Here is a 24,582-nt window from a genome sequence, read left to right on the forward strand (position 1 = left end):
TTTTCTTGAGTCAACGAGTCGTCTTGAAGAAAAGCGCCATCATGGAGGCAGAGGAAATGATCCAGGTTGCGATAAGTCGGCGGGATCGGGTGTTAGAACCGGTAATAGTTTGCGACGAGCTGATTATTACGGTCGAGGAGTTCGGGGGGCTATCACCAAACAAAGCCCATCGTTCATCCCAGCCGTGTATCGAAGGTCCGCCGAAAGCAGTATGAAAAAGCCCGCGTAAGTGGGCTTTATTTTTCTAAAGCGAGGCGGAAACCGAGTTTTCGGTGACAGGTTCTCCGACCTCTTTGGTGCCACTGATCCCGGGCGTGAGACCCCAGCGACACCGTCGCATTACTTGACTACATGGTTGTCCGCATCTGGTCGATTGCAAACGTGTGACATTCCAATGCCGCGCGAAGCTCTACGTCAGGGCTTGAATTCGATTCGGATGTCCTACAGTGGCTCGCGCAGTCTTCCGATGCCCCGAGGCGCAGCACATTGGCATCATGTCCTGACGAGCCGCCATCCAGGCGGTTCTCCTTGTGGAGTCGTCGATGTCCGAGACCTTGACCAACCTGATCGGGTGGTGCGCTACGCTGATCCTTCTCCTGACCGTTTCCTCGCAGGTCTACGAGCAGTGGCGCACACGCTCAGTGCGAGGCGTATCCCATTGGCTGTTTGCCGGCCAGTTGGCAGCCTCAACCGGCTTCGTCATCTATTCCATACTACAGGGAGACTGGGTGTTCGTGGCTTCCAACGTGATGCTCCTAATCACCGCGCTGGTAGGACAGGTGCTCTTCTTACGAAATCGACACCGAAGCGAGGATGAGGGAGAACAGGCGCCACACCGCTGATGCCCCAAGCGGCGATCCTCTGCCATTGTCACACACCCGGTGGTAAGGCGACAGACTGGGCCCAGCTATGCAAGGTGTCACCAAAGCCGCCGCGAGACTTGCTTGCCAGCCTCGCACTTGTGGTTACACGTGGCGCCGCACTCCATGCGATGGAAGCGCCGTTGGCTTGCAGCGAGCGTACCAGGTCGAGGTCTTCATGGCAGGAGAGCGGCTTGAAGCCGCCACAACGGAGGTAAGCCTCCGCCGAGATTCCGAAGTTGGCGCCATGGATATGACCGTGGCCATCACGGTCGCAATACTCGGACCTGAATTTCTCCCAGACGTGGCGAGGGTGTTCGCGCCAGTCGGCCACGCCCACGGTGCCGCAGACAGCGTCGGCATGCAAAGTCAGCTGTGTTGTGAGCCAATCGGGCGCGACCAGGGTGTCGGCATCAGTGAATGCCAGCCAGCGTGCGCCGGCTGCCAGCATGCGCCGCGCACCGTGCGCACGCGCATGGCCGACATTCATTGCATTGACGTATTCGATGTCTACGCGGTGCTGGGAGGCAATGGAAGCAGAATGATCCGTACAGGCGTCGAGCACCACCACGATGCGCACCGGTTCGGCCAGCAAAGCCGGATGGGTGGCTGCGGTGCGCGCCGCAGCGAGGCAGCCGTCCAGCAGCGCTTCTTCATTGTGGGCCGGGATGACGATGCCGATCATGAGACGCTCCCCTTCTTTTGCTTTTGCCATACGTCGAGCCGAAATTCCTCATCTTCGTAATAGGCGTAGCTGTGCAGCTCGTCGTGCGCCGCAAACAGACCGTGGATATCCGCAGTATCTTGCTGCCGATCCTCGAAGGGGCGTTTCCAATGGCAGGTCAGCAAGTGCCCTGCGGGGAGCAGGCTGCCTACGGACAGCGAAACGATCATGCGCAGCTGCTCGTCATCCAGGTAGTAACACAGCTCAGACAATACGATGAGGTCAAACACCGGCATTCCGCCTGCTTGCCATTGTTCCGGCAGGCTCTCCCTGACGACCTGTACATGGCGGCTGTCCAGGACGCGCGACAACGTCAGGCGCACCGCCTCATCGCAGAAATCTGAAGCAATCAGGAGGTCGCAGCGCTCGGCCAGTGCAACAGTGAGCGCACCGTTGCCGCAGCCCGGCTCATAGACACTGGAGAAGTGCGGCTTGGGCAAGGTGGCAAGCAGGATGGACAGCTTGCGTTGCTCATACCAGCTGTCGGCGGTGTGCCAGGGATCGGTGCTGCTGGCATACAGGGAGCGGAAGTGTTCAGCGTTTGGCGCAAGGGTCGTCATAGGAAGAACACCTCGTGAGGACGGACAAAGTGGGCCAGTACATTGGCGGGGAGCACGGGCGTGCGGCCTTCATCCTCGCTGATCTGGCTTCGGTGGCATTGCATCGCCAGGCGCTTTTTTTGTTCGGCGGCTGGCGTCAACGCCAGACGTCTGGCCCGACCCCACGGTAGACGCGGATCGTCGGGGCGTGCCCAGTGCCAGGTCCAGATGGGCACTTCGACCAGCTTGCAGCCAACGACCTCTTCCATCTCACACGCGGCCTGACCGACGGCTTCGTGGTCGGGATGGCCATCCAGCATCCAGGGGGCGAACAGGATGTCGGTCGGTTGGAGGTACGTACGAAGCCACTTTCTGAGCTCAGGCAAATGGGCTGCTACTGCGCCGTCCGGGAGGTGGATGCGCTGGATGGCGGCGTCCACGATACCAAGATGGCATAGTGCAGCGCGACTTTCCTGGGCGCGCACTTCTGGCAGTCGGGCGTGCAGCGCCGATTCTTCTGGATGGCTACCTTCACCGTCACTGACCGCCACGACGTTAACGTGCCGGCCTAGCGCCGCCAGCAGACTGATCAGGCCGCCGCAACCCAATGTTTCATCGTCGGGGTGCGGCGCCAGAATGACAGCACGGGAGCGTGATGGCACCAGCTCGCACAGCTCGACTTCGGGCAGTGCATCAAGTTGGGTGCAAGCTTGCCAGGCGTGTTCCGGTGTGCCTGTTTCGATGTCGATATGGCGGGAAAGGGCGTCGGTGGTGCTGCCAGTCAGAGTTGCCATGGTGACTCCTCGCTGTCCAGACACAAGCTGCCGAGTTGCACCAGGTCACGTTCCGCATGGCTCTGGCGCAGGAATAGGGGAAGGTCGGCCAAGATGCGTGCGCTGTGGCGGTCCAGACAATAAGGGGCGGGGCCGAGTGCGCGGCCCGCATGGCTGATCACGGCCTGACTGGCCGCCTCCACTTGCAAGCGGGCGGATAGGGCCAGCCGGGAAACTGATGTGACGGGGTTCGCATCGATGAAGCGTGCTGCTTCGCGCAGTTGGTTCAGCGCGCCGCTCAACTGGCAATGGGCCCCGCCCAAGTGCGCCAATGCATGCGGGTCGTTTCTGTTTCGCAACGCCTGTCGCAGCTTTTCTGCCAACGTGGCGCCAGCACCGTACCAGCCGGCGGCGATGCCGATGGCGCCATGCCAGAACCCCGGCCGCTCCAGATAGAAACCGGGCGCACCAATCGGTGTCGCGTGCACGGCAGTGAGCTTGATGGTGGCGGTGCGAGTGGCTGCCATACCCACGGATTTCCACGCATCGTCTTCCACCGAGATGCCGTCCTGGTCCAGGTCGACTGCGGCCAGGCAGGCTTGCTCTTGTTCGTCGCGATAGCTGAGCAGCGCGTGCGTGGCAGACATTGCGCCGGAGCACCAACGTTTTTCTCCATCGAGTACCAGTTGTCCTTCCGCTGCAATGGGACGAGCATGCAGTACCGCGCCAGGCGGCTCTGCGCACCATACGCCCCACACGGACAGCGGCGGTATGTCGGTGAAGCCGCCTTCAGCAAGGATGGCCAGCGCATCGGTATGGGCTTCATATAGTTTGAGCAGGCTCAGGTCACGCCCGGCTACGGCCGCCAGTACTCGCCATCGCTCCAGTGTGGCGCCGCTGCCGGGCAGAGGGAGTGCGTCAAGCCGATTGTCGACGATCTCGCACAAGATTTCAGCCACCAGCGATGGCAGCGTTTCTTGCGGGCACTGAGCGATACGCTCTGCGATGAGCTCATGGAGCCTGCAGACAATACTGGAGCCGTCGGTGGGGGCCATGGTTTCCTGATGCAGAAGAGAGATGGGACAAAGCTGAACCAAGCTTGGTTAGCTTGAGTATCGTGAAAGTGGGCTCGCCTGAATGTCGGCAGACAGCGCGGCGCACCGTAGGAATATGGCCCGATTTCAACGGTGCGCGTTCGATTGCAGCTGTTCTGCTACCAAGCCAAAGCAGCTCATCTTCATCGCCCGGTGCTGGAAAATCAGGAGTCCGCTGGCGAAGCCCGGGCCAATCTCCGACATATCTCAAAGGCATTGATGCCTAGCAGGGCTATTTAGCCATGCACGGAGGTCGACCATGAGCACCCACGAGACAGCATCCGTTCCACGCCAGCATCAGGAACGCCAACCTGGCAGTGAACAACAGATGACGCCGCAGCCGACGTCCCAGCCGACGGCGCGACCGGCGCAACGCCTGTCCGGAAAGGTCGCGCTGGTCTCCGGCGGCGACAGCGGCATTGGCCGGGCGGTAGCGCTGGCGTTCGCGCAAGAGGGGGCGAGGCTGGCCATCGTTTATCTGGATGAACACGAAGACGCTCACCGAACGCGTAACGAGCTTCAGGCGATGGGTGCCGCGTGCCTGCTGCTGCCGGGCGACATTACTTCTCCCGCGTTCTGCCAGCAGGCCGTACAGGCCACCACCGACGCCTATGGTCGTCTCGATGTGCTAGTCAACAATGCAGCCCAGCAGTACCCCGCGGCCAGCATCGAGGAGATCTCCGACGAGCAGCTGGAGCATGCCTTTCGCACCAACGTCTTCTCGATGTTCTACATGGTCAAGGAGGCGCTGCCTTACATGACGCGCGGTGCGCGCATCATCAACACCGCCTCGGTCACTGCCTACCGCGGCAGCAAGCACCTTATTGACTATTCAGCGACCAAGGGCGCGATCATCTCGTTCACTCGCTCGCTGTCACAACAGCTGGCGCAGGCGGGCATTCACGTCAACGCGGTGGCGCCGGGTCCGATCTGGACACCGCTGATCCCGTCCAGCTTCACCGCCGAAGAGGTCGAGCAGTTCGGCAAGAACGTACCGCTGGGGCGCCCGGGGCAACCGGATGAGGTAGCACCCGCCTATGTCTTTCTCGCCAGCGAAGGTGCCTCCTATATGACCGGGCAGGTGCTGCATCCAAACGGAGGCGAGATCATCAACAGCTAGGAGAAAACACCATGCTCATCGGATAGACGGCGGCACCGTTCCGATCGTGTAGTCACAATAGCGAGCGTTCGGAGGGGGCAGACACATCAGCCGATCGGCTGTGTGTCTGGCCTGAGCGCTGCGTTCCAGAGGGGGCGTCGATACAGTTGCGGTCCGGAAGGCCCTTTAGATCTGGGACAGGCCGCCATCGACTGTCAGTTCAATACCAGTAATGTAGCGGGCATCAGCGGATGCCAAGAATAGTCCTGCACTTGCGATTTCCGCCGGATCCGCCATGTATCCCAGCGGCGTGATTTGGGAGACATACTCTTTCAGGCTATCGATCTGCTCATGGTCAAGCTTGAGGCTATTGTCCATTAACGGCGTGCGCGTAAAGCCTGGGCTAAGCGCATTGATACGAATCTTGCGCCCCCGCAAATCATTGGTCCAGGTGCGCGCGAAGGAACGCACTGCTGCTTTGGACGCGTTGTAGACGCTGAGCTCTGCCATGCCGTTACTGGAGCAAATGGAGGACGTAAGCACCACGGAGCCGCCGTCGGCAAGCAGCGGGAGCAACGTCTGCACGGTATAGAAGACGCCTTTGACGTTGATATCGAAGGTGCGGTCGTAATCCGCTTCGGCAGTGCTTCCGAATGGGTGTTTTTCACAAATGCCGGCGTTGGCGAAAATCGAATCGAGGCGATCGCCGCGCTTCTCGATTTCGGTCTTCAGATGTTCCAGCTCGGCGAGATCCGACACATCGGACACAATGGCCACCGCGGCATCACCCAGCAGGGCGATCGCCTCATCAAGGCTTTTGCGGGAACGGCCTGTGATGTAGACCCGTCTGGCGCCCTCGGCAAGCAATCCCTGGGCAATGGCCAAGCCGATTCCGGTCGAGCCGCCTGTAATCACTGATACGTGGTTTAAAAATTTAGAGGACATCGGATATTCCTGTCTTGATCAAGTTGGGAAAAAAATTGAATACCTGTGCCGGGAAGCGCCTAACCCGGTCCAACCTGGTATTCATGCAGATTGGTCGGATAGAGCTGCTGAGACGGCGTTTTTGTGTGTATGCGATGCGCGGGCGACCAACAGCGCCGCCACTGTCAGGCTGGCGGCGATGCAACGCATCGCCCAGCTGAAGGCATGCGCCAGAGAAGACGGAGTGTGGCTGGCGCCAGCAAGACTGAAGAACACGCTGCCAATGATCGCCACGCCCAGCGCGGCACTGATTTGCAAGGCGGAATTCACAATGCCGGCCACCATGCCGGAACCGCCCGCCGGCGCCCGATCGATCATTGATCGAACCAGTGTCGGCACGGCAATTCCTTGCCCGAACCCGATCAGCGACAGGGCGATCACAACACCCGGTAACGCGAGCGCATGCGCTGCGGGTGCAGTGGACACCACCGCACTGAGAACCAGGCAGCCAACGACCTCAAGCGCCATTCCCAATACCGGCGTCCAGCGCCCAAACCAACGGGTCGCGGCTGGAGTCGTCAATGGTCCGATCAGAAAACCCAAGCCGCAAGGAACAAACATCAACCCGGTTGAAAAGGCGCTCTTTCCGATTGCCTCCTGTAGATAAATGGAGAAGGTAAGAAAGAATGCCGAGACCACATAGAAGAACAACACGCCAGTCAGCGCAAGCGCGAGGCCAGGCACTTTGGCCAGCTGCGGACTCACCAGCGGAGTTGCCCCGCGTTGCGTGAGGAGCAGCTCGTAACGCCAGAAGGCAATGGCGAATCCTGGAGAGGCAATGAGCATCAGGCACGTCCACCACGGCCAACCCGCCTCAGGCCCTTTCACCAGCGGCACAACCAACAGGCCCAGCGAGAGTGCGCATAAAAGGACTCCCATCCGATCCAGTCGCGCAGGATTGGCGCTGCGGGTATCGGGCAGCAAGGGAATTCCGCCAAGCAATACAATGGCCACGATCGGCAAGTTGATCAGAAAGATGATGCGCCATTGGAGGTCACCGATATTGGCTGCGATGAGCAGCCCGCCGAGCGCTTGGGCGACAATCGCCGCCAGTCCGATGGTCGCGCCGTACATGCTCAACGCGCGCGCCCGTTCATGCTCGGGAAAGAGCGCCTGAACCGATGCCAATCCTTGCGGTGCCATGATCGCCGCGCTCAAGCCTTGCAATAGCCGCCCCACGATCAGCATCGTCGGTGAAGTCGCAACGCCACATAGCATTGAAGACAAGCCGAAGCCCGCCAAGCCTGCCAGAAACACTCTTTTTCGCCCGTACAGGTCTCCCAGTCGGCCGCCAGTAATCAGAAACACTGCGTAGACGGCCGCGTAACCGGATATCACCAATTGCATCTCAGAGGGATCCGCGCCCAGCCCGGCACGAATCGACGGGATGGCCACATTGACGATGAAAAAATCCAGCGGCGGCAGGAATGCACCCACCAGCAAGACAGCGAATGCAAGCCAGCGGCGTGGCTGGGGAGCGCGCTCAATGAGCGAAGATGAAGTCAGAGGATTCATTGAAATAAGAACCGAAAGGTTCCAAATTGATCAAAAAAAATTCAGTCGAGTAGTCGCATCGCCGATTCGACGACCGCGGTCATTTGTTTATCGATGGCCCCCACCTTTCCAAGTGTTCGCATGCCGTGGGTCAGGCTGACGATCAGTGTGGCCAATGATCGCGCGTCGTGGTGCGCAGGAATTTCTCCGCTCGCCTGTCCGCGTACGATTGCTTGTGCATACGCATTGCGGATGCGGTCCACCATGGATTTGACACGCTCGGAAATTTCCTCATCGTGAGCGACCATTTCCATCGCCGTTGCCACCAGCATGCAGCCGCGGCGGCCTTCTTCCTTGCAAGACATTTCCGCTAAACGAGTCAATGTTTCGCGGATGGCGGCTTTCGCGGATCCAGGCTTTTCGAGCGTGCTGAGTAAACGTACGAGCGATTGAGAAATGTAGCGGTCAAGGGCGAACAGAAACAAACCATGCTTGTCACCGAAAGCCTTGTATAGGCTGCCGCGCGACAGGCCGGTGCCGCCAATCAAGTCGACCAACGACGTGCCGTTGTAGCCACGCGTCCAGAATACCTGCATCGCGGATTCAACGGCGGCGTCGATCTCAAATTCACGCGGACGCCCTGGTCCGGATGGAAGGTTAGATACGCTCATGATCTATTTGGAACCGAGTGATTCCAAATAATATCTCCTAGCGTTGCTTCGCGCAAGAAAAAATACGGCTCCAGCGCCATCTCCAGCATGGGTGGGGTTGAGTTGTTCGTCTACCGATTAGCCTGCGCTATGTGAGTGTGATGAATATAGTCCGTCGGCTTTGAGGTCGGCTGCTGGGTGCATTTTCTTGAGCATCTCTGGGTTCAAGGTTGACCGCTTCTGGCCGCGAGCGGACATCTTCAGCGAGACTTTTTCCAATGCCTGGAGAATTGAACAACGGCTTTTTTGAAAAGCTGGTTTCTAAGCTGTCACCCTGCTGGCTGCAGACAAAGTTAAGCTTGAAGTATGTCGTTAGAAATTTAACCAGAGAGACTGAAGATGTTGGCATATAGGATTTTGGAAATTGTGCTCCTATTGATTCGCAGGCTATCAAATCAAACCTTCCAGAAAACCAAGACGTGGGGAATAGCATTGGCAATCATAGCAATGGTTTCCGCGTGCTCACCAGCAGTGAACGGAATCATCACGGGTGGAAATAGCGTCAGTATTCAGCGAAGCCATGAAAAGACAGAAAAGGCGATCGAGGAGTACGTCGCAACAATAACCAAATTGAAAGACGCAGGTGACCCGAGAGGGAAATTTCTTTGGGCGCAGGCTAATGATTTCAATTGGATCAAAGGATCAACTCATGACCCCGGGATACTAATTCCGATATATCAAGATGCGGCGAGCGGTGGCTCGATTGATGCTCGCATACTTTTGGCAATTCGCGAGATTCGGCTAACTAGTTATAAGCTAAAAAGCGAAGCGCAGGACCGCGAAGTATTGGTGTCTCGTATCAAAAACGGCCTCGACGATCTTGAAAAAAACACCGAAGGAAGATGTTGGTATCAAAAGCCATCAATTGTTCCTGGATATGGTGGAATTTGCCTAGGTGGAGTTTCGGCTGCCGGGTGGGTATGGCCGGCGCTCAGGGATAGCGCTGACTTTCCTGGTAAAAATGAAATCGTTGAATACTGGCGCATGAAAGACGTTAGTTGTCAAAAATCAGAAAGCTTTAGGTCTGTTAACGCACGCTGCTAAATATTCTGGATAACTTAAAAATGACAACGACTCCGATTAGTACAACAGCACGGTTGTCCGCTTCTGGCCGGTTGCAGACTTATTTCAGGCGTAGCGCAAGCTTTTCTATTGCCCTGATTCTAGCCGACATATTTTCACGTGCAGAGGCTCCAGAATCATGACTCACATAATCTTATTTTGGGCTTCCAAAAAGGAAGCGGAGATAAGCCCGCCTTATCCATAATGATCGCTACACTTTGTTTAGCGCGAGTCACGGCAACGTAGAAGCTGGATGCGGAAGTCGGCTCTAGGAAAACGTTAGATGTGATGAATTTCTCTATCGGTCCGGTAGGAACTATAAGGACTCGTTCGTAAGTCATGCCCTTTGAGATTTTGAAATTTAGATAATCGAGATCGAAATCCTTTCCAGCACTGACGCTGTGTCGAAGGCACTGAGGTTGGAAAGTATCCACATATTCCGATACGTGCTGCGGTGACACTAGAAACACACCGTCATGGTCTGTAATCGAGTGGTTTTCCGATCGTGTATTCGGGAAAGCCCAAGAGGGATCAAAGATGCCGTCAGAGAAATTGGCAATCAAAGGATGGCATCGCCAAGTTACGACACTTTCTTCGATGTTCAGCAACCCCATCGCCTGGCGTTCGCGTGCCCATTTAACTGCGCCGGCATACGAATATTTTGAATTCTTTGTGCTACGCGGGTTCGTGGCCAACACAGACTGCCGGATGTCGCCGACCATACGAATGTTGATCGATGAACGCAAAAGAGCATCGATAATTTCCCAGTCATGAGCGCTGAGATCTTGAACCTCGTCGATAAGAATTTCATCATAAATACATTCAAGTCTTCTAAGCAGAGCCCCTTTGCTCTCACTAACTAACTCATGGGCCAAACGCCCCAGTTCGCATGCATATACTGCTCCATTCGGATCCAGGAAGCGTCGACTGCCCTTAGCCATGCGATGTGGTCTGCCATCAAAGTTAAAGCCGTGGACACGCTGGCCAGCAAATTTAAACGGTATAAAAGGCCGCGCGAAATGTCTGAGTAAGAACGTGAACCACCCCATCACCTCAACATGATGGTGATCTCCAGCATGCTTCTTCAATCGTGTGGTCAGTTCGATCTGATTTGCCTGCGTATAGGTCAGAACGAGCACGCGCCGCTCCTGCGGCAATAACCCGCAGTGATCCACGATGCCTTGCGTTTTGCGAGAACCTGCTACTGCCAACGTCAGATGATTCGTCATGGGCAATCGTGGACGAACTTGGCTGCCTCCAGCATATACGCTGGTGGAATAACTTCTTTTTCAGTCGTGCTAATCCTGAGGGCCGCTTCGGTCTTTTCTCTGGTCATCCACTTAAGAAGATCGGCGTGAGGGGCAATGTCTAGCATCTCGCGCAATGCTGTTTCTCCATTGTGATGAATTAGCTGCGGCTCAAGTGTTGCCCCGTGTGCGACTTCGCCAATAAAGAGTTCTCGCTCACCTTTTTTGAGCCATTCATCCAAGGACGTTCGGAGTTCTGCAGGATCTACGCCATCATTGTCGCGAAGAGCCGTAATAGGCTTATTTAATGCCTTACAAAGTTCTAGGCCTCGTGCAAGTGAAAGACCTCGCATACTCAAGACGTCAATGCCGATTTCCATAGGGCGTTTTCGATATAGATCGTAGAAGACCCTTTCGAAAATTAGCTCGTCGGATGGCCCTTCGACTAGTACAATTTTCTTTGCGAGGACTATGCGGAGAGTGTCGTATCCAGGGAGTTTCTTGAAGTAATCCACCGTCTCTGGAGTGAGCTCTGAGAGTCTTGTCGTAGCGTTAGTCCCCATTAGCAGCAATGCATTTAGCCCGAGGCGATTGAGTACGAAGGAGCTATGCGTAGTAATGAAAAGCTGCTGCGGATCTCCTGCGAGCGTTTCTATTCGCGATAGTAAAGTCGTAAGGCTAGTGTGTGATAGGTGATTTTCAGGTTCTTCGACCATGACGAATTTCGCGCGCCCAGCGTGACGGCTCATGGCCAAGGATATTTTTATTGCAGATTGTTGCCCTTGTCCTGCCATTGAAAAGGGGACATTGTCTATGTGTGGTGCCACAACGCCGTCCCAAGACGTCCTAGAGGTTTGATCCATAGCCAGCGCAATTGGGCGATTATGCAACGTTGCGTGCACAGCGCTCATTCTCGTGTTGACATCGCTCAGCGCAGTATCAGACATGGATGCCTTTACGCGCCGATACTCAAGAGAAATCTGCGCTCGCTCTTGAGGTGCCAGTTGATCGTTAAGAATTTGGCGAAGGTGGTAGTCAACTCCAGCGTAAGTGCGAACGGTGTGTGAGTTAATAAGCGCTGTGGCAAGAATTTTCGGTCTCATCGTCAGTTCGGCCGCTGCAAAAGTACGCCAATTACAACGATAAAACTCAACAGGAAGAAGCGCTGTCGGGCATTTTGCCCACTCCTCAAGCTCGTTGGCGTAGTCAGGATTTGGGGAAATCTGCATGCTTACACCTGGGCATGCCGTTGTGGGTACGTGTGAGTTTATTGCCCCGCATAGTTCCTGCAATTCGGGAAGATCTTCGAACGATAGTTCGATTAGGATTTCTGGAAAAGAGACAGCAATGCCTGCGGATCTGTTCTTGATGAATTCATTAACGACGGACGTATTAAACCAATGCGGGTTTAGTTCTTCGCTAACACTACGGCCATTAATCCGGCCAGTGAGGGCAATTGCGACAGCCTCCATAAGTGTTGATTTACCGGACTCGTTGGCGCCGACGATTAGATTGAATTTCGAATTCGGCTCAATCACCAAATCTCTGTGGATACGGTAGCCCTTGATCTTTATTTTTCGAATCATCTCTCTTCCCACACGACCTCGTTACTGAGAGGCAGTTGTATTTATTAGAATTGACCACAGCAGAACTACTTCGCGACAACAGCCCAAAGATTCTGGCGGCCGCTCATGTCCCCGAATCGTCACGGAATGTCACCCCCTGTTTCCCTGCAGGAGCTGTGATTGCTTTTCTGACGAATGCTCTCGTCAGCAAATTGACTATAGTTTCCCACTCTACATGAGAATTTAACTAATACTTAAGGCGAAAACGGTGCTCCGTTGATTACGTTTGTGCGACATCGTATTGATCGTTATCTTGTTGTCGCGGCAAGATTGAAATTGCCGGATTTTCAAATCAATTTGATGCGATGTAGATTAACGATGGCTAAGGTAGCCGGACATCACGACCAGCGGAAATCAAATCTGACGTATTTTGAGCACCTTGGAGGGCATTTTTAATGCGGCCAGTCGGATCGGCGCTCCACATCGAGATCAAGCTCTTGGAGGCCCGCCGCTGGCCCACCTACGGGGGCTAAATTCTTTGCGGCTATTGCGGCCGCAATATGCTTCCACAGTTCGTCTAAAAATCCGTCTTCAGGCTTAATTTTCAGAATCTGTCCCACTGATGTGTAGACGTAGAGTCGCAGTTTTGTGAGGCTTTCACGGCGCGAGTACGCATCGAGCCATACATCGCCGCGTGTCCCAATACCTTCAAACCAATTTCCTTCTCCGGTGACGGGCAGGAAGAAGGATGCAGTCGCGCCGAATGTAAGCTTGTGAGGGATGATGTCGCTATGAACGTTGTCGTCTCGCACCCCGCCATGCTGGTATGCGTTTAATTTGCTGCGGCGGTGAGTAACCCACGCCAAGCCCGATATCACGAACTCTCGCTCACCATTGTTTGTGACGCTGATATGGACGTATTCTGGCTTTCCCTCGACACCTTGTCCGACGACTACACGCATTCCGACATTCCCGCTCATGTGTAGACGGGGTGGGCTCAGAGCGACCCATAACGCCACAACTACGGCGCCACACGTCCCCATAGCGGACAGAATTTGGGCGATATCAACGACATATTTCCACCAATCCGGCTGCATCTTCCCTCCCCCTTGTTTTTAGACCTTCAATGTAACATCTGTGTAATTTAACTCGCTTTGCACACGGGAAATTCCGCTCCGCAATTCTTTACAGAGCGAGGCCCAATAAAGCGTTGCGAAGGGCTATCCTTTTTAATTGCGGAGCAAAAAATGGGCTAAGTATTTGATTTAATTAAATTCTGCGCCGGACTTGTAATCAGGCGCTCCAGACGGCAAAACGCCCGCGACCTGCGGGCGTTTTTCTTGCGCTATGGATGTCCGCTTCTGGCGGCGGTTTCAACCGGTGGCTGCAACAGATTGATAGAACCGTTGTCCCTCGCATATATCCCGGGATTGGGGAAAGCGGTGATATCAACGTACGTGTGACTTTGTTGATGCCTCGGGATGGCAATGGGAAATTGATCAGATGGGAGGCTCAATTCTGCAAAAAATCTAAAGATTAGTTTCCCACCAACTAGTACCTTACTTCGGTAGTAGCTTATTTCCCTCATAGGAGATCTTCGTCCGAATCCTTGTCTTTCCCCATGGATTTCAAGGCTCCAGCGACTTTAGTCCTCCAGGGAATTGGAATTAACTCGAGGCTCTCATGCATCTTCTCTATAACCCGACCATCGGCATCCATGCTTCCAATAAGCCTTACGATGCGATCAACATCTCCCGAACGTGCAGCGGCAAGAGCTATATCAGCAATACTCCACTTAGAATTGGAAAAAGCGACTAGAAGCTCCCGCCTTAATGTTTTGCACTTATCCCAGTCCGCAAAGAAAAATAAGCTGAAAAGATCGGGGCCTAGCTCGGAGTCTTTGTAATTCCTATAAACGACAGGGAACGCGACCGAAATCAATGGTGAGGCAGCTCTTCCAGGTGAGCGCCACAACAGGGGCAATAAAGCTGTGGATGCTTTGAGCAACTCAGCTTCATTCTTGATCCCAGAATCCCACATCAAATTTGCAATCGCTGCTGCAGCCTTAGGAGAGAAATCTATCTTCCCTCTTGCTAATAGAGCGGAAGAGAAAGCTCCAATATTTTCCATCAGAGATTCTCGAGTATCTGAAGAGATGCTATCTAATACCTCGAGATTTTCACTAAGAAGCTTACTTCCCACGTCCCGTTGCAGCGAAGTTCGATAAATCCAGGCACCGTCCACAGATGACCCGACGGTTTCAAGTAAAGCTGCTAAAGCCTCTCGTCGGCCCATCATCTCTCGCGATAGCAGCACGCCTAACGCGCGTAAAGAGAACCGCCTCGCTGTATTGGTGTCGACATGCCTCGATATGGATTTTGTGGTGTGAACTAAGACCGCAACACTTAATTCCTCAATTTCCAATATCCGATCGATTATCGCCAAATTCAATTTGGGATCACGCATCAGCAGACTTAGTACCGACTCAACTTCAGGTCCAGCAAGCATTGTCCTAAATTGACGCTCCGATGCATTCTTTATCAAGACGCGCACAAACTGCACGCGCCGACTATCTTTTAGATCCTTTGACCGAAGGATCCAAAGCAAATCGGCTTGGATTGGGCTTAAAAGTTTAATCAATAGCGAATCGGAGCCTTCCCCATCACTCAAGCTCGCGACCACATTCCTTAACTCCCTTACGACGTGGATTTCCTCTGCACGGGTCGCCAAAGCACCATGAAAACTATGGGCAGCCAATCCGTTCTCTTTGTCGAGATGGCGCACTTCTTCCATCAATTCAAGTTCGTCCAATTCGGCAAACAAAATCTTGGCCACTTCAAAATGGGCATCATCAACAAATAGTCTTAACAGTCGGCGTTTTGCCTCAAAAAGTGACGCAGACGAAGCTCGCTCGAGAGCGGAAGCAACCTTCGAAACAACCTTGTGAGAGTTATGTAGCGATACCTCAGCAAGTGCAGGACTAAGCATCAGCATCTTGAGGAGATCCGAAGGAGATAATTGCAAGAGCGCTTCAGCACGGTCAGCGTCAAAATGGGATGCAAGTCCTTCGCCAATCGCTCCTAATAGGAACTCCTGGTCTTTAACCGAAGACAATACATGGACGTTGGCTAACGCCTCTGCTGGTGCTCGGTCTGCAAGGTCGATCGCCGCCGCACGGATAGACTTTGCTATCGATAATTTCAAACGTACATCGTGCAGTTTAGCGAGAAGCGCGAGAAGAAATCGCCATGCCTCCACCGTTGGGAGCATGGTTGATGCACGTCGCGCTGCCGAACCAATTTCCGGCTCAATTTTTTTAATTGCAGCCATGTTTCTTACCGCTCGGCTATTCGCAATATCCAAGAGCCCCAGAACTGCGTTCGGAGACGACTGCAGCTTCCCGTAGAGTTCGTTCCACAATAGCGAAATTCGTAATTCGGCCTCTGTCCCGCCCTTTTCGGATGTCAACTCACCGAGGACGTCTTCGCGTAGCAACGACGGACGCACATCTGAAAAAATCCGCGTCGCTATTTCTTGAGACCAGCGATGACGAGAAGATGCTTGTTTCCTAGCATCAATCCGCCGTCCGGCCCAGTCGCTGAAGCGCGATCTTGCATCACCTGGACAAAATACTAAGTCAAAAAATCGTCGACCAAGAAGCCTAGGTGACAGTGCATAAGTAGAAAGTGCGAAAGATTGTCGGAACGAAGGCCAGAAAGACGTCAGCAGACGCATGGCAAGCAGCTCGGCATTTTGGGCGTCAAAAACGACTATCGGCTTGCGCTCCTCAAGAAAAATCGCCTCAACAAGCTCGATATTCTCTGCAAATGGAATCGGGTCGAGAAAATCTCCGGTGACATAAATCTTTCTCTTTGCAGCACTCTCAATAGGACCATCTTTCGATAACTGATCAAGAATCGCAAAAAGATCAACACCCCGACGCCAGTCTTCCATCGGAATCAACTGGCTACGAGTGCGTACACATCCAGCGCGAGGAGCGCTCAGGTCTTGCCAGGTGCGAGCCACGACATAATAAGTGGCGGAGGGAACGGGGTAACAGGTGATATATGGCTCAAACATCTCCCCTGGGCGCAACGGACCTGCGACGTCGGAAAGCCGATCGATTACGTCTTGATCACCTCTGGAGAGAGTCGTCGTCGCTGAAAGAAGTTGATGGCCATTTCGATAGCCATGTAATTGTTGATCCATAAAAATCATAAGCTGCTCAATCCCCAATTGCCCATGCAACCGGAATCGTAATATCCGCATCGACCGAGACTATACCCTCGCGATTCAACGAGACCCAGCCACAATCTTCAATTGATTTTTTCCTATTCTCCTGTCGAAACACCGGATCATTGTCAAGGTCACCACCGACAATCGTGACTCCATACGTCCGTATGTCGACTTTATCCGCATCATGGAGCGCTCCAAAGAATAGGGGAAATTGTTCACTTAAGAATACCTCTGGTCCGGCATTCTGCTCTTCCGGATTCAAACGATCCCACGCGGTCACTATTACAGCAACTCGAGGTCGGCCACCATCAGCGCGTCGAGATAACCGTGCTTGAAGCAAAGATAAGAGTTCACATAAAACGACTTGAGTAGGAAGCTCAATGTCTTCATTGCCCTGCCCTATTTTCTTCAGTAAATCACGAGACGTAACCCAGTCTAAAGGTTGCACATTGCGAGGAGAGTGAACGCGCACGAACAGCAAGGCTCCATTTGCCGTTTCTAGCTGTTCCAACCACTCGGCGGCAATTTCCGAGTGTTTAATGGCGTCTCGCCACAATTCCCCCGTAAAGTCTGGAACCAAAAGTGTGGTCGGCTCGGAGTCAGCACCTAATTTAAGAGGTACGCGAAAATCCTGGCGAGCTAAATTCGTATCGGTACGGCCGATAAATTTCCCTTGAAATAAATGCTCACAAATGCTGTCAATGTATTCCAAGTTCTCGGGTAGGCCGGCTCGCTGAAGCATACCCCGCCCCGCTTTCAAAGAGCACCAGAGTCTCGCCACGTAGTTGCTCTTTCCGGTTTCGGGACCACCCACTAGAATTATCGATTTGTGCTTCATACGTCTCTGCCAAAGCTAAGAAATGACCTCTTCGGACGTTCGGATTGTAGATTCGGCCAGAAAGGAACGCGTTTAACAGACGTAGCAACGGAACTCTCGATTAACTCCGATAACCCGTAGCCTGGCTTAGTATCACCATCTGAAAAAGAAGCAATCGGGAAAAACTCAATATTAAACCCGTGCTTTTTTCCGCATTCTTCCATTTTGGAGTACGCATCCTCGGGAAAAGCACCAAGATCGTGCCAAGTCGCAACGAAGATGATCCGTGGTGGAGATGCCGGGAAAATTGCAGCAAGCCTTTCGATCAAGATAGTGACTCTGTATAAAGCTCCAGCACGCAGCTTCTCATCTAGGAATTCTCCACCATTGGCCATTAACCAAATCACATCCGCTGCACGTAGAAATTCAAATCTTTTGGCCTCTCCCATGGCCTGAAGGCTGCGAGTCCACTCACCTGGCAAGTCAGGAAATAAAAAATCAAATTTACCGCCATCAGACTCTCGCTTTAGCCGAAGATGAAGAAATCCAGCCAACCGGTCATCGGCTAAATTGGTATGAGAAGTCATCTGAGTAGGCGGATTTCCAGCATTCCACCGCCGTACCCCTCGTGATATTTCCTCGAATGCCATTAAAGTCTTACTGCCCAAGAACGAAAAACCATGAAGTAATCGATGGGCCAGTAATAGATAAAGGCTAGCAAGACACGCGGTCTTTCCTGCATTTGGAAAACCGACAATTCCAATTAGATTTACCTGACGATTTCTCATGAGCTCATCAGCGTCAGCCAAACCTAGAGTTCCGCTTCGAGGCAGCTTTGGCTTTTCCTCCGGCGATGGAAGAACAGCATCACCAAGAGAGCTGTCTGCGGACAAGCTCTCGTTGCCTGCCAAAACTCCTGGCGCGTCCCCCCGGTAGGCCCCAGAATCGCCGACTAGCGCCACCAATGGTTGGTGGCGATCTGGGCATTCATCCGGAGCATAGTCATTCATGCACTTCCCTGTTTGGGCAAATGTGCACTCGGGTGCTGCGCATATCTGGCTGGTCATAGACCACCATTCGTGTGCGCGTGAATATGGTGAATAGCCCCCTCCAGTAAGGCGCGTTGCCCCCACTCATAGGGGCTCAATTTAACGGCCGACAGTATGCCCTTGTCTTCCTCACCAACTATTGCAGCAAAAAGAGGGAAAACGGCCGGTGCCCCATCTAATATAGTCCCTAAACTTTTTGACCACTTCTGTCTGTGTTCTCCAGCTACTTCCAGTAGCTCAACTATTGATAGCGGCTCGCCTTCTTCCACATTTCTCAGGACAATGTTGCGATGTGCTTCTGCGGGCAATTTTCTCAACTTTGCTGCGGATTCCAGTCCCGCGGTAACGGCTCGCACAGTATTATTCAGTGACGCCATTGGCTCATCAAGAATTTCACTACGATCAGACATTAGCCACCATAAGAAATCTAATTCTTCACGATCAAGCGCGGCATTCTCTTGCATAGCGTTGACCATTGGCTCGACCGCACGAGAAAAGGCCTGATTCACCCTAGAACCAGCACTGGAATCTTGATTAATATTCACTGAACCGATCGGAGGTATGGGACGTCGCGTGCGCGACCGTTCTCCAGTTTCGAGAACACGGCTACGACTTGCACTCATTAAGTTCTGTCTGAGCTTTTCCAACTTCGGAACGCTCAACGACTGTTGCGCTCCGAGGGCTGACCACAACGCAGCAGCCAAAGCGTCAACGGTCTTCCACCCGTTATCCGACAAAGCCTCTTCGATCAGATCTTCTGCTGCGGCAGAGACCAACACGGTGATCTCCAACTCGCCGCTATTTTCCGATCGTACGAATGATTTGGCGTGTTCCCTAATGATGTTCTCTACTGCGATACCATAAACCGGAGGAAGCGCCTGATTCGCACCGATTGAAGTTGCGATTGCTGAAGCGCAGGTAATCACGTCTGTTCGACTCATTGCTTCCAGCCATCTCTTTATATCGGCGATAGCGCTAATTCTCTTTTCAACCCATTCGTCCGAGGTGGTGGTTTGGAAAATCAGCGCATACTCTGCAATGTTGCTCATCTCATCCCTTTTTTTGTCTCATCAATTCTGCTGTAATCGCCGCCCGTACGTTCTCGAATCCTTTTTCGACAATTGAGCTGTTGAACAGGTCACTTGCCGTGGCATGGTTAAGAGCTCCTTTAAATCCCGGAGGTAAAGTACCGATTTCATGGAAGACGTTTAGGCGAGCCTCTGCCCCTAGATCCCGGAAGAAATGCAAATGTAGATTTTGGCGCTCAGATATGTCCACCATCCTTGGAAGCACGGCAGTCATCTCTGGCAGACGAATCTCAACTTTTGCCACCTCTGATTTATCTCCTAAATCACCCAATGGAGCCTTCTGAGGCCTAGGCCCTGCACGGAAATTAGGAGAGCCAAGTGTCAATTTCTCCGCCCCACCAGCGTTCGAATCGAAACGTTTCAGTTCATTGTTCCAGACTCGTGTTTCTACCGCCAAAGTCAAAGCATCCTGTCCCTCATCCCAATCGAATTCGATGACGTTGTATGAATATGTATAGACGCTGTCTATCTGATCTGGTGTAGTAGCGCCGGCAGCGAGTGACACTAAATGAGTTCCCTCTTCGACTTCTTCACACTCCACTGACGCTAGGTGTTCGTGACCAGATATCAAAACGCGAGCGCGCCCGCGCAAGTAGCGTTTCATCTCTTCGGAGTCAGCGAGCCAACTAAGTGGGTGATGAGTTAAAACAATTAGCTCTTCGCCCGGCGTAGCCTTCATAACTCGCTGCCCCGCGCCCAGCAGCAATTTCCCTAGATCGTCCCTAGACGATTTCAAGCAGGTAAGTGCTGAATTAATCCGCACGAAGCGGATAGATCGTCCTTTTGCTAGTTCCACTAAACGTTCCGCCGTACTCACTCCTTCGCAATTCAGCGGGCAATGATATGCGTCAGCGAATTCTCGATAAGCCTCAAAACGATGATAGAGAACTTCGCGATCAACTTCTTCGGCCAGAAAACTGTTTAGCTTCGGTTCGCCACCTTCGCGGATGGAATTGAGCATTAGTTCGGTAGCACCGCGAAATCTGCTCCGGTCAACATCGTGATTTCCAGGGACCATTTGCAAATCGGAGGGTTCACACCCCACCTTCTCAGCAAGCCGGTCTAACCATTCGCCTGCCGCCTGGTACTCATGCTTCTGTCCCGCATAGGCAATATCACCGGTGACGATAATCCCGGAAGCTTTTCCCTTCACTGAACGGCGGACGACACTAGCAGCGTCGTCTATTAGACGGTCACGAGCATCTTTATTGATGATCAATTGCCCTGGCTCTTTCTCTTGCCCGAAATGGATATCAGACAGATGTACAAATACCGCCGCCAAGTTACCCCCCTTTTTATTTATTCTAAATAGCGCTCGCAGCCGTAACCCAGATGAAAGCCCCTTCCATCTATGCTAGCCCAAACTACTTTTGTCAGCGATTTGACAGTAAGTTAAGTATAGGTGCAAACAAAAAAATAAGCTCTACAGACAAATTTGAATCGACCGAGCATTCCCATAAAGAAACTTTTTCTATATTAGTTAGTGCTGCTAATGGCTTCCATTGGCTCGTTGCTCAAGGCCGTCTTTAATTGGCAGCCCGGATGCTCCTCCCGCCTTCACTAGCCAGATACACTGGCAAGACGAGGATTGACGTCCAAGCGTCTGCAAACGATTGAAGTACAACTCCACTGCCTGGCGTCGCAATAACCTCCCAAAATAAAGAAGCGCCAGCCTCTTTATAGGAGACCGACGCTTTGCTCGTGGATGTTGCTGCTCCTAGGCGTTCAACTACCATTCAATGCCTAGGTCTGCGCTAATACGTTATGCGAAGGGCATATCTATATCCTGTAATAAACTCAGAAAATCGCCGTTGATACGAATTCTTCATGAGAGGAGTATTGCCGAAAATATAGTTCCAGCTAGAGCTACACACATACTTATCGCTGCATATCGATTCAGATCATTTTGAACGATGACAGTCTGTGCAAACTGAAAGATCCGTCTACTTCGCTCACTAGCCTTACCTTCTGGCAGTCTGAAATTATGTGCATTTAGAGAGTAAACCCGAGCCCAACAAGAGACCGCGCAAGAAAACGCACATATCGCGATCATTGCCAGAAACATTGCCCAAGAGGCTCTGGTTTTACGAGCCTTTTCAGCTCCCGCCAAAGCCACGTCTTGCTCCTTCCCCTTAAGTTTGTATTTTTCCGGGAATTGAGCTTTGCAGTCTAAAGACGGTGCTGCGATTTTTCCTAGCAGTCTCAAGTTTTCTGCATTGGAGACAATATAGACGGCCTTTTCATCGAGCAAGACGACATACTTCTCAGCATGGTGAAGAATTCGACCTCGGATCACATCATCCGCCCCGAGAGAAATGGTTGCGGGAGCCGGCTCTTTACTTTCCGTCCGAATCTTTTCATCACAAAGATCGCTCAAGAACTGAGCTCGACCTTCTTGCCAAGCATTTGGCATCCACCACACTCTCATGACAAAAATGCAGATTAGTGTCAGTGCACAAATTACGCCGAATGCAAAAGATATCCTAATAGCCTCAGGATCGATGGAGAATCGACTGCGCTTTGGTAACGCTCTCTCCGCCTTTTTCAGGGAGCCTGGCAGTTCAATTCGAAACGAAAAGACGAGGAAGAGTACACAGTATCCGCCAGACATTATGATCAGCCCTAACCAGTTCCATTCGGGCACCGTGCCATATATAAGTATTTCCTGGAAGCTTCTGTTGATGAATGACTGGGGCAGACGCGCGGCTCCCCAATAGCCCGCCGTATAGCAATAACCAGCTGTCCATAGCAAGACCGTGGAGATCGTGACGAACATACCGAATAGCATTCCCCAATTCGGGACGAAAAACGCTCTCTCTTTGCCCTCTGTATTTCTTTCAGATGTTGCAGGAATTTTCTCTATCATTTTTTATTCGTTGCATAACTTCCGTAGCATCCCCAGTAGGCGGCACTCTCGACGAGCACCGACCATTGCGTAATTATTGCTCGACTAAATCCATAATAGGCAATGCACCACCAAAAAATCGACAGCCGGCGCCGACCGGCAATCAGCTTCCTGAGTAATCACAAAAGCAAGCCCGCAATTTAACCTCAGGGTAGGCAGCCGCTCGAAGACATTGTTTTTCTAGATTGGACTCTGGAGCCGCTGGAACGAAAGGACTGGGACGGTGTCTGGGACCGGGTCTGGCTTTGCTCTCTCCGAACCAAGCAGAGGCTGCGACTGTCGTCGACATGTTTCGATCAAAGGAGAGTGCAGCGCGACGAGAATTATCTTCTGAGGTCTAGCAAAACTACATCGAGAAGTGGTGTATGTTGATTTGCGCGCAGAATTGCTCCTCTCCATTTGACCCACCCTCCATTGCCTCCAGAAGGCTGCCACGCGGTCATAAGCCCCTTCATATCCCAGCTCCCTTAAGTCCAGGAACATCTGTTTCTGGGTTCGTCTCTGCTTGCGCGATTTGACTGCCTCAGCGCTGAGCCAGGCTGAAACTCGAGGCGCGAATTCATCCAGGGCGCTGGATGATTGCCTCGAGGGGTAGGATGGCTCGATGACTCCGGGTCGGATATAGCGACGAACCGTGTTTCGAGAGATGTCCAGCCGGCGGGAGATTTCCCGGATTGAGATGTGATCGCGGATGTACCAGCGTCGAATAATTCCAAGTAGGGCCACGTCTATCACTCCGTTCTCCCGTTCACTAACATGAGCAGGATTGTGGTCTAAACTTGGGGTAACTTAGGACGCAAATTTCCGGGGAAAGTGGGTCAGTTTTCGATACAACTCAGCAAAGTGTAAACAGCCAGGCGAGAAATATAGCCAGGGTTTACAAAATACTTCGTAAAACCTGCATTTCCCAAGCTTCTAGATATGTTACACGGATTAAAAATCTACTCATCCCCTTACGTTTACAGTCCTCCTACCTATATAGAACGATTGGATCTGGCGCATGGGGTTGTTCGCTCCTGATTACTTGATGCTGTCCACGCCGCGGTTGGCCAGCTGGTCGGCGCGCTCGTTGCCGGCGTGGCCGTTGTGGCCGCGCACCCAGCGCCATTCGACGGTGTGCTGCTGCTGCGCGGCGTCCAGCGCCTGCCACAGGTCGGCGTTCTTGACCGGCTCCTTGCTGGCGGTCTTCCAGCCGCGCGCCTTCCAGCCGTGGATCCACTCGCTGATGCCTTTTTGCACGTACTGGCTGTCGGTGTGGACGATGACGTCGCAGGGGCGCTTCAAGGCGTTCAGGGCCTGGATCACCGCCATCAGCTCCATGCGGTTGTTGGTGGTGTTGGGCTCGCCGCCGAAGATTTCCTTCTCCTGGCCGCCGGCCACCAGCAAAGCGCCCCAGCCGCCGCGGCCGGGATTGCCCTTGCAGGCGCCATCCGAAAAAATCTCTACTTTGTCCATGCTCATTTATCTCTTGCTCGATGCCGGAATCCGCCGGCTGCTGCCGGCATGGCCGGGGCCGCGATCATACCCGATCCGGCCGCGGCGGTTCATTTCGACTTGTGGATGCGGTTGGTGGCCGGCACGCCGCGCGGCGCCTTGACCTTCTGTTTGGACAGGGCCGGGCCGATCAGGCGCATGCCGGGCACGCGCTTGATCGCCTGCACGATGTAGACCGCGCCGAAGTACGGCCACCAGCGGTCGCCGGCCTTTTCCATGAAGCTGAAGCGGCCCAGCCATTGCTCGGTCTGGCAGGGCGGCGCGTAGCAGCCGAAGTGGCCGCGATTGACTTCCATGTTGAGCAGCTTGAGCCAGTCCTTCAAGCGCGGCAGGCGGATGAACTCGCCGTCGCGCGGCAGGAAATGCGCCCCGGTCAGGCGACCGGCGGCCTGGCGCATGCCCCACAGGCTGCTGGGATTGAAGCCGCAAATGATGACCTGCCCTTCCGGGATCAGCACGCGCTCGACCTCGCGCAGCACCTGGTGCGGCTCGGCGGCGAACTCCAGCACGTGCGGCAGGACCACCAGGTCCAGGCTTTGCGAGGCGAACGGCAGCTCGCAGAAATCGTGCGTGACCACCTGCGGGATCTCCAGCTCGGACTGGCTCTCGGCCGGCATCGCGTTGTCGGTCAGCCAGCGGTAGGGCATGCGGTTGGCGGCCAGCGCGTGGATCTGGGGCGAACCGATCTGCACGGCGTTGAAACCGAAGATGTCGGCCGTCAGCGCGTTGAGGTGGCGCTGCTCCCATGCCCGCAGGTAAGCGCCGGTCGGTGTCTGCAACCAGGCGGCGAGGTCTATAATTTCCGGAGTTTCAACCATCTATTCTTTCGTGCCCCATGACCG

Annotated in this window: 22 protein-coding genes; 3 read left to right on the top strand and 19 right to left on the bottom strand. The window is 53.5% G+C overall.

The genetic code is table 11. The features are described 5' to 3' along the window. The first annotated feature begins 542 nt into the window (after positions 1-542). Positions 543-842 carry a SemiSWEET family sugar transporter gene (locus tag CEJ42_RS12680; protein WP_088751305.1) on the top strand — a complete coding sequence of 100 codons (300 nt, stop codon included), beginning with the start codon at positions 543-545 and terminating at the stop codon, positions 840-842. 28 nt (positions 843-870) lie between these two features. Here CEJ42_RS12680 and CEJ42_RS12685 read toward each other — a convergent pair whose 3' ends face one another. The 4 genes from CEJ42_RS12685 to CEJ42_RS12700 are packed head-to-tail and all read right to left on the bottom strand — an operon-like array spanning position 871 to position 3,951. Continuing rightward, a complete protein-coding gene (locus CEJ42_RS12685) occupies positions 871-1,545 on the bottom strand; it encodes a glycosyltransferase family 2 protein (RefSeq protein WP_088751306.1) in 675 nt (224 codons plus the stop codon). Further along, positions 1,542-2,144, bottom strand: coding sequence for an SAM-dependent methyltransferase (locus CEJ42_RS12690; RefSeq protein WP_088751307.1), 603 nt, complete (start codon positions 2,142-2,144; stop codon positions 1,542-1,544). Before CEJ42_RS12690 ends, CEJ42_RS12685 begins: the two co-directional genes overlap by 4 nt. Next, entirely contained in the window at positions 2,141-2,917 is a 777-nt protein-coding gene (locus tag CEJ42_RS12695) for a PIG-L deacetylase family protein (protein ID WP_088751308.1), read from the bottom strand. The genes CEJ42_RS12690 and CEJ42_RS12695 overlap by 4 nt, the downstream gene beginning before the upstream one ends. Next, complete coding sequence (locus CEJ42_RS12700; RefSeq protein WP_129587717.1) at positions 2,905-3,951, bottom strand: acyl-CoA dehydrogenase family protein; 1,047 nt, start codon at positions 3,949-3,951, stop codon at positions 2,905-2,907. The genes CEJ42_RS12695 and CEJ42_RS12700 overlap by 13 nt, the downstream gene beginning before the upstream one ends. Positions 3,952-4,249: 298 nt before the next feature. Here CEJ42_RS12700 and CEJ42_RS12705 point away from each other — a divergent pair, with 298 nt between their 5' ends. Continuing rightward, positions 4,250-5,110, top strand: coding sequence for an SDR family oxidoreductase (locus tag CEJ42_RS12705; RefSeq protein ID WP_088751309.1), 861 nt, complete (start codon positions 4,250-4,252; stop codon positions 5,108-5,110). A gap of 165 nt (positions 5,111-5,275) precedes the next feature. Here CEJ42_RS12705 and CEJ42_RS12710 read toward each other — a convergent pair whose 3' ends face one another. The 3 genes from CEJ42_RS12710 to CEJ42_RS12720 form a co-directional block, all read right to left on the bottom strand. Continuing rightward, positions 5,276-6,034 (bottom strand): SDR family oxidoreductase, encoded by a 759-nt coding sequence (locus CEJ42_RS12710; RefSeq protein ID WP_088751310.1) that lies wholly within the window; start codon positions 6,032-6,034, stop codon positions 5,276-5,278. Between the two features lie 81 nt (positions 6,035-6,115). After that, the gene (locus tag CEJ42_RS12715) at positions 6,116-7,588 is read right to left on the bottom strand and encodes an MFS transporter (protein WP_129587718.1); all 1,473 of its coding nucleotides are present in this window, start codon (positions 7,586-7,588) and stop codon (positions 6,116-6,118) included. Positions 7,589-7,629: 41 nt separating this feature from the next. Continuing rightward, entirely contained in the window at positions 7,630-8,238 is a 609-nt protein-coding gene (locus CEJ42_RS12720; protein WP_088751311.1) for a TetR/AcrR family transcriptional regulator, read from the bottom strand. Between the two features lie 471 nt (positions 8,239-8,709). Between CEJ42_RS12720 and CEJ42_RS24540 the strand changes: the two genes are divergently transcribed. Further along, positions 8,710-9,321, top strand: a complete 612-nt coding sequence (locus CEJ42_RS24540; RefSeq protein WP_129587719.1) for a hypothetical protein — start codon at positions 8,710-8,712, stop codon at positions 9,319-9,321. 155 nt (positions 9,322-9,476) lie between these two features. Here the strand turns inward: CEJ42_RS24540 and CEJ42_RS12725 are convergent, their stop codons facing one another. The 12 genes from CEJ42_RS12725 to CEJ42_RS12760 form a co-directional block, all read right to left on the bottom strand. Further along, positions 9,477-10,568, bottom strand: a complete 1,092-nt coding sequence (locus tag CEJ42_RS12725) for a UvrD-helicase domain-containing protein (RefSeq protein ID WP_088751312.1) — start codon at positions 10,566-10,568, stop codon at positions 9,477-9,479. Next, on the bottom strand, positions 10,565-12,172 hold the full coding sequence (locus CEJ42_RS12730) for an ATP-dependent nuclease (protein ID WP_088751313.1): 1,608 nt from the start codon (positions 12,170-12,172) through the stop codon (positions 10,565-10,567). Before CEJ42_RS12730 ends, CEJ42_RS12725 begins: the two co-directional genes overlap by 4 nt. A 431-nt stretch (positions 12,173-12,603) precedes the next feature. Further along, on the bottom strand, positions 12,604-13,113 hold the full coding sequence (locus tag CEJ42_RS24545) for a hypothetical protein (protein WP_129587720.1): 510 nt from the start codon (positions 13,111-13,113) through the stop codon (positions 12,604-12,606). 622 nt (positions 13,114-13,735) lie between these two features. Next, on the bottom strand, positions 13,736-16,360 hold the full coding sequence (locus CEJ42_RS24550; protein ID WP_129587721.1) for a GAP1-N1 domain-containing protein: 2,625 nt from the start codon (positions 16,358-16,360) through the stop codon (positions 13,736-13,738). A 16-nt stretch (positions 16,361-16,376) separates the two neighbouring features. Further along, a complete protein-coding gene (locus CEJ42_RS12735; RefSeq protein ID WP_088751314.1) occupies positions 16,377-17,225 on the bottom strand; it encodes a TRAFAC clade GTPase domain-containing protein in 849 nt (282 codons plus the stop codon). Next, entirely contained in the window at positions 17,222-18,214 is a 993-nt protein-coding gene (locus CEJ42_RS12740) for a TRAFAC clade GTPase domain-containing protein (RefSeq protein WP_207760421.1), read from the bottom strand. The genes CEJ42_RS12735 and CEJ42_RS12740 overlap by 4 nt, the downstream gene beginning before the upstream one ends. Before the next feature lie 53 nt (positions 18,215-18,267). After that, positions 18,268-19,302, bottom strand: a complete 1,035-nt coding sequence (locus tag CEJ42_RS12745) for a GTPase-associated system all-helical protein GASH (protein WP_088751316.1) — start codon at positions 19,300-19,302, stop codon at positions 18,268-18,270. A gap of 1 nt (position 19,303) precedes the next feature. Next, on the bottom strand, positions 19,304-20,623 hold the full coding sequence (locus CEJ42_RS12750) for a metallophosphoesterase family protein (protein WP_165774429.1): 1,320 nt from the start codon (positions 20,621-20,623) through the stop codon (positions 19,304-19,306). 543 nt (positions 20,624-21,166) lie between these two features. Then, positions 21,167-22,207 carry a hypothetical protein gene (locus CEJ42_RS24555; protein ID WP_129587722.1) on the bottom strand — a complete coding sequence of 347 codons (1,041 nt, stop codon included), beginning with the start codon at positions 22,205-22,207 and terminating at the stop codon, positions 21,167-21,169. Between the two features lie 219 nt (positions 22,208-22,426). Continuing rightward, positions 22,427-22,981, bottom strand: a complete 555-nt coding sequence (locus CEJ42_RS25430) for a winged helix-turn-helix transcriptional regulator (protein WP_129587723.1) — start codon at positions 22,979-22,981, stop codon at positions 22,427-22,429. 285 nt (positions 22,982-23,266) lie between these two features. Continuing rightward, positions 23,267-23,701, bottom strand: a complete 435-nt coding sequence (gene rnhA, locus CEJ42_RS12755; RefSeq protein WP_079219362.1) for a ribonuclease HI — start codon at positions 23,699-23,701, stop codon at positions 23,267-23,269. Positions 23,702-23,790: 89 nt separating this feature from the next. Next, on the bottom strand, positions 23,791-24,558 hold the full coding sequence (locus CEJ42_RS12760; RefSeq protein ID WP_079218779.1) for a class I SAM-dependent methyltransferase: 768 nt from the start codon (positions 24,556-24,558) through the stop codon (positions 23,791-23,793). Positions 24,559-24,582: the final 24 nt, after the last annotated feature.

Source organism: Herbaspirillum robiniae (genome assembly GCF_002213415.1).
GTDB classification, from domain to species: Bacteria; Pseudomonadota; Gammaproteobacteria; order Burkholderiales; family Burkholderiaceae_D; genus Herbaspirillum; species Herbaspirillum robiniae.

Coding starts and splice junctions, on each gene's coding strand:
- CEJ42_RS12680 (WP_088751305.1), top strand. CDS start 543: ATGTCCGAGACCTTGACCAACCTGATCGGGTGGTGCGCTACGCTGATC.
- CEJ42_RS12685 (WP_088751306.1), bottom strand. CDS start 1,545: ATGATCGGCATCGTCATCCCGGCCCACAATGAAGAAGCGCTGCTGGAC.
- CEJ42_RS12690 (WP_088751307.1), bottom strand. CDS start 2,144: ATGACGACCCTTGCGCCAAACGCTGAACACTTCCGCTCCCTGTATGCC.
- CEJ42_RS12695 (WP_088751308.1), bottom strand. CDS start 2,917: ATGGCAACTCTGACTGGCAGCACCACCGACGCCCTTTCCCGCCATATC.
- CEJ42_RS12700 (WP_129587717.1), bottom strand. CDS start 3,951: ATGGCCCCCACCGACGGCTCCAGTATTGTCTGCAGGCTCCATGAGCTC.
- CEJ42_RS12705 (WP_088751309.1), top strand. CDS start 4,250: ATGAGCACCCACGAGACAGCATCCGTTCCACGCCAGCATCAGGAACGC.
- CEJ42_RS12710 (WP_088751310.1), bottom strand. CDS start 6,034: ATGTCCTCTAAATTTTTAAACCACGTATCAGTGATTACAGGCGGCTCG.
- CEJ42_RS12715 (WP_129587718.1), bottom strand. CDS start 7,588: ATGAATCCTCTGACTTCATCTTCGCTCATTGAGCGCGCTCCCCAGCCA.
- CEJ42_RS12720 (WP_088751311.1), bottom strand. CDS start 8,238: ATGAGCGTATCTAACCTTCCATCCGGACCAGGGCGTCCGCGTGAATTT.
- CEJ42_RS12725 (WP_088751312.1), bottom strand. CDS start 10,568: ATGACGAATCATCTGACGTTGGCAGTAGCAGGTTCTCGCAAAACGCAA.
- CEJ42_RS12730 (WP_088751313.1), bottom strand. CDS start 12,172: ATGATTCGAAAAATAAAGATCAAGGGCTACCGTATCCACAGAGATTTG.
- CEJ42_RS24545 (WP_129587720.1), bottom strand. CDS start 13,113: ATGCGTGTAGTCGTCGGACAAGGTGTCGAGGGAAAGCCAGAATACGTC.
- CEJ42_RS24550 (WP_129587721.1), bottom strand. CDS start 16,360: ATGGATCAACAATTACATGGCTATCGAAATGGCCATCAACTTCTTTCA.
- CEJ42_RS12735 (WP_088751314.1), bottom strand. CDS start 17,225: ATGAAGCACAAATCGATAATTCTAGTGGGTGGTCCCGAAACCGGAAAG.
- CEJ42_RS12740 (WP_207760421.1), bottom strand. CDS start 18,214: ATGAATGACTATGCTCCGGATGAATGCCCAGATCGCCACCAACCATTG.
- CEJ42_RS12745 (WP_088751316.1), bottom strand. CDS start 19,302: ATGAGCAACATTGCAGAGTATGCGCTGATTTTCCAAACCACCACCTCG.
- CEJ42_RS24555 (WP_129587722.1), bottom strand. CDS start 22,207: ATGATAGAGAAAATTCCTGCAACATCTGAAAGAAATACAGAGGGCAAA.
- rnhA (WP_079219362.1), bottom strand. CDS start 23,701: ATGGACAAAGTAGAGATTTTTTCGGATGGCGCCTGCAAGGGCAATCCC.
- CEJ42_RS12760 (WP_079218779.1), bottom strand. CDS start 24,558: ATGGTTGAAACTCCGGAAATTATAGACCTCGCCGCCTGGTTGCAGACA.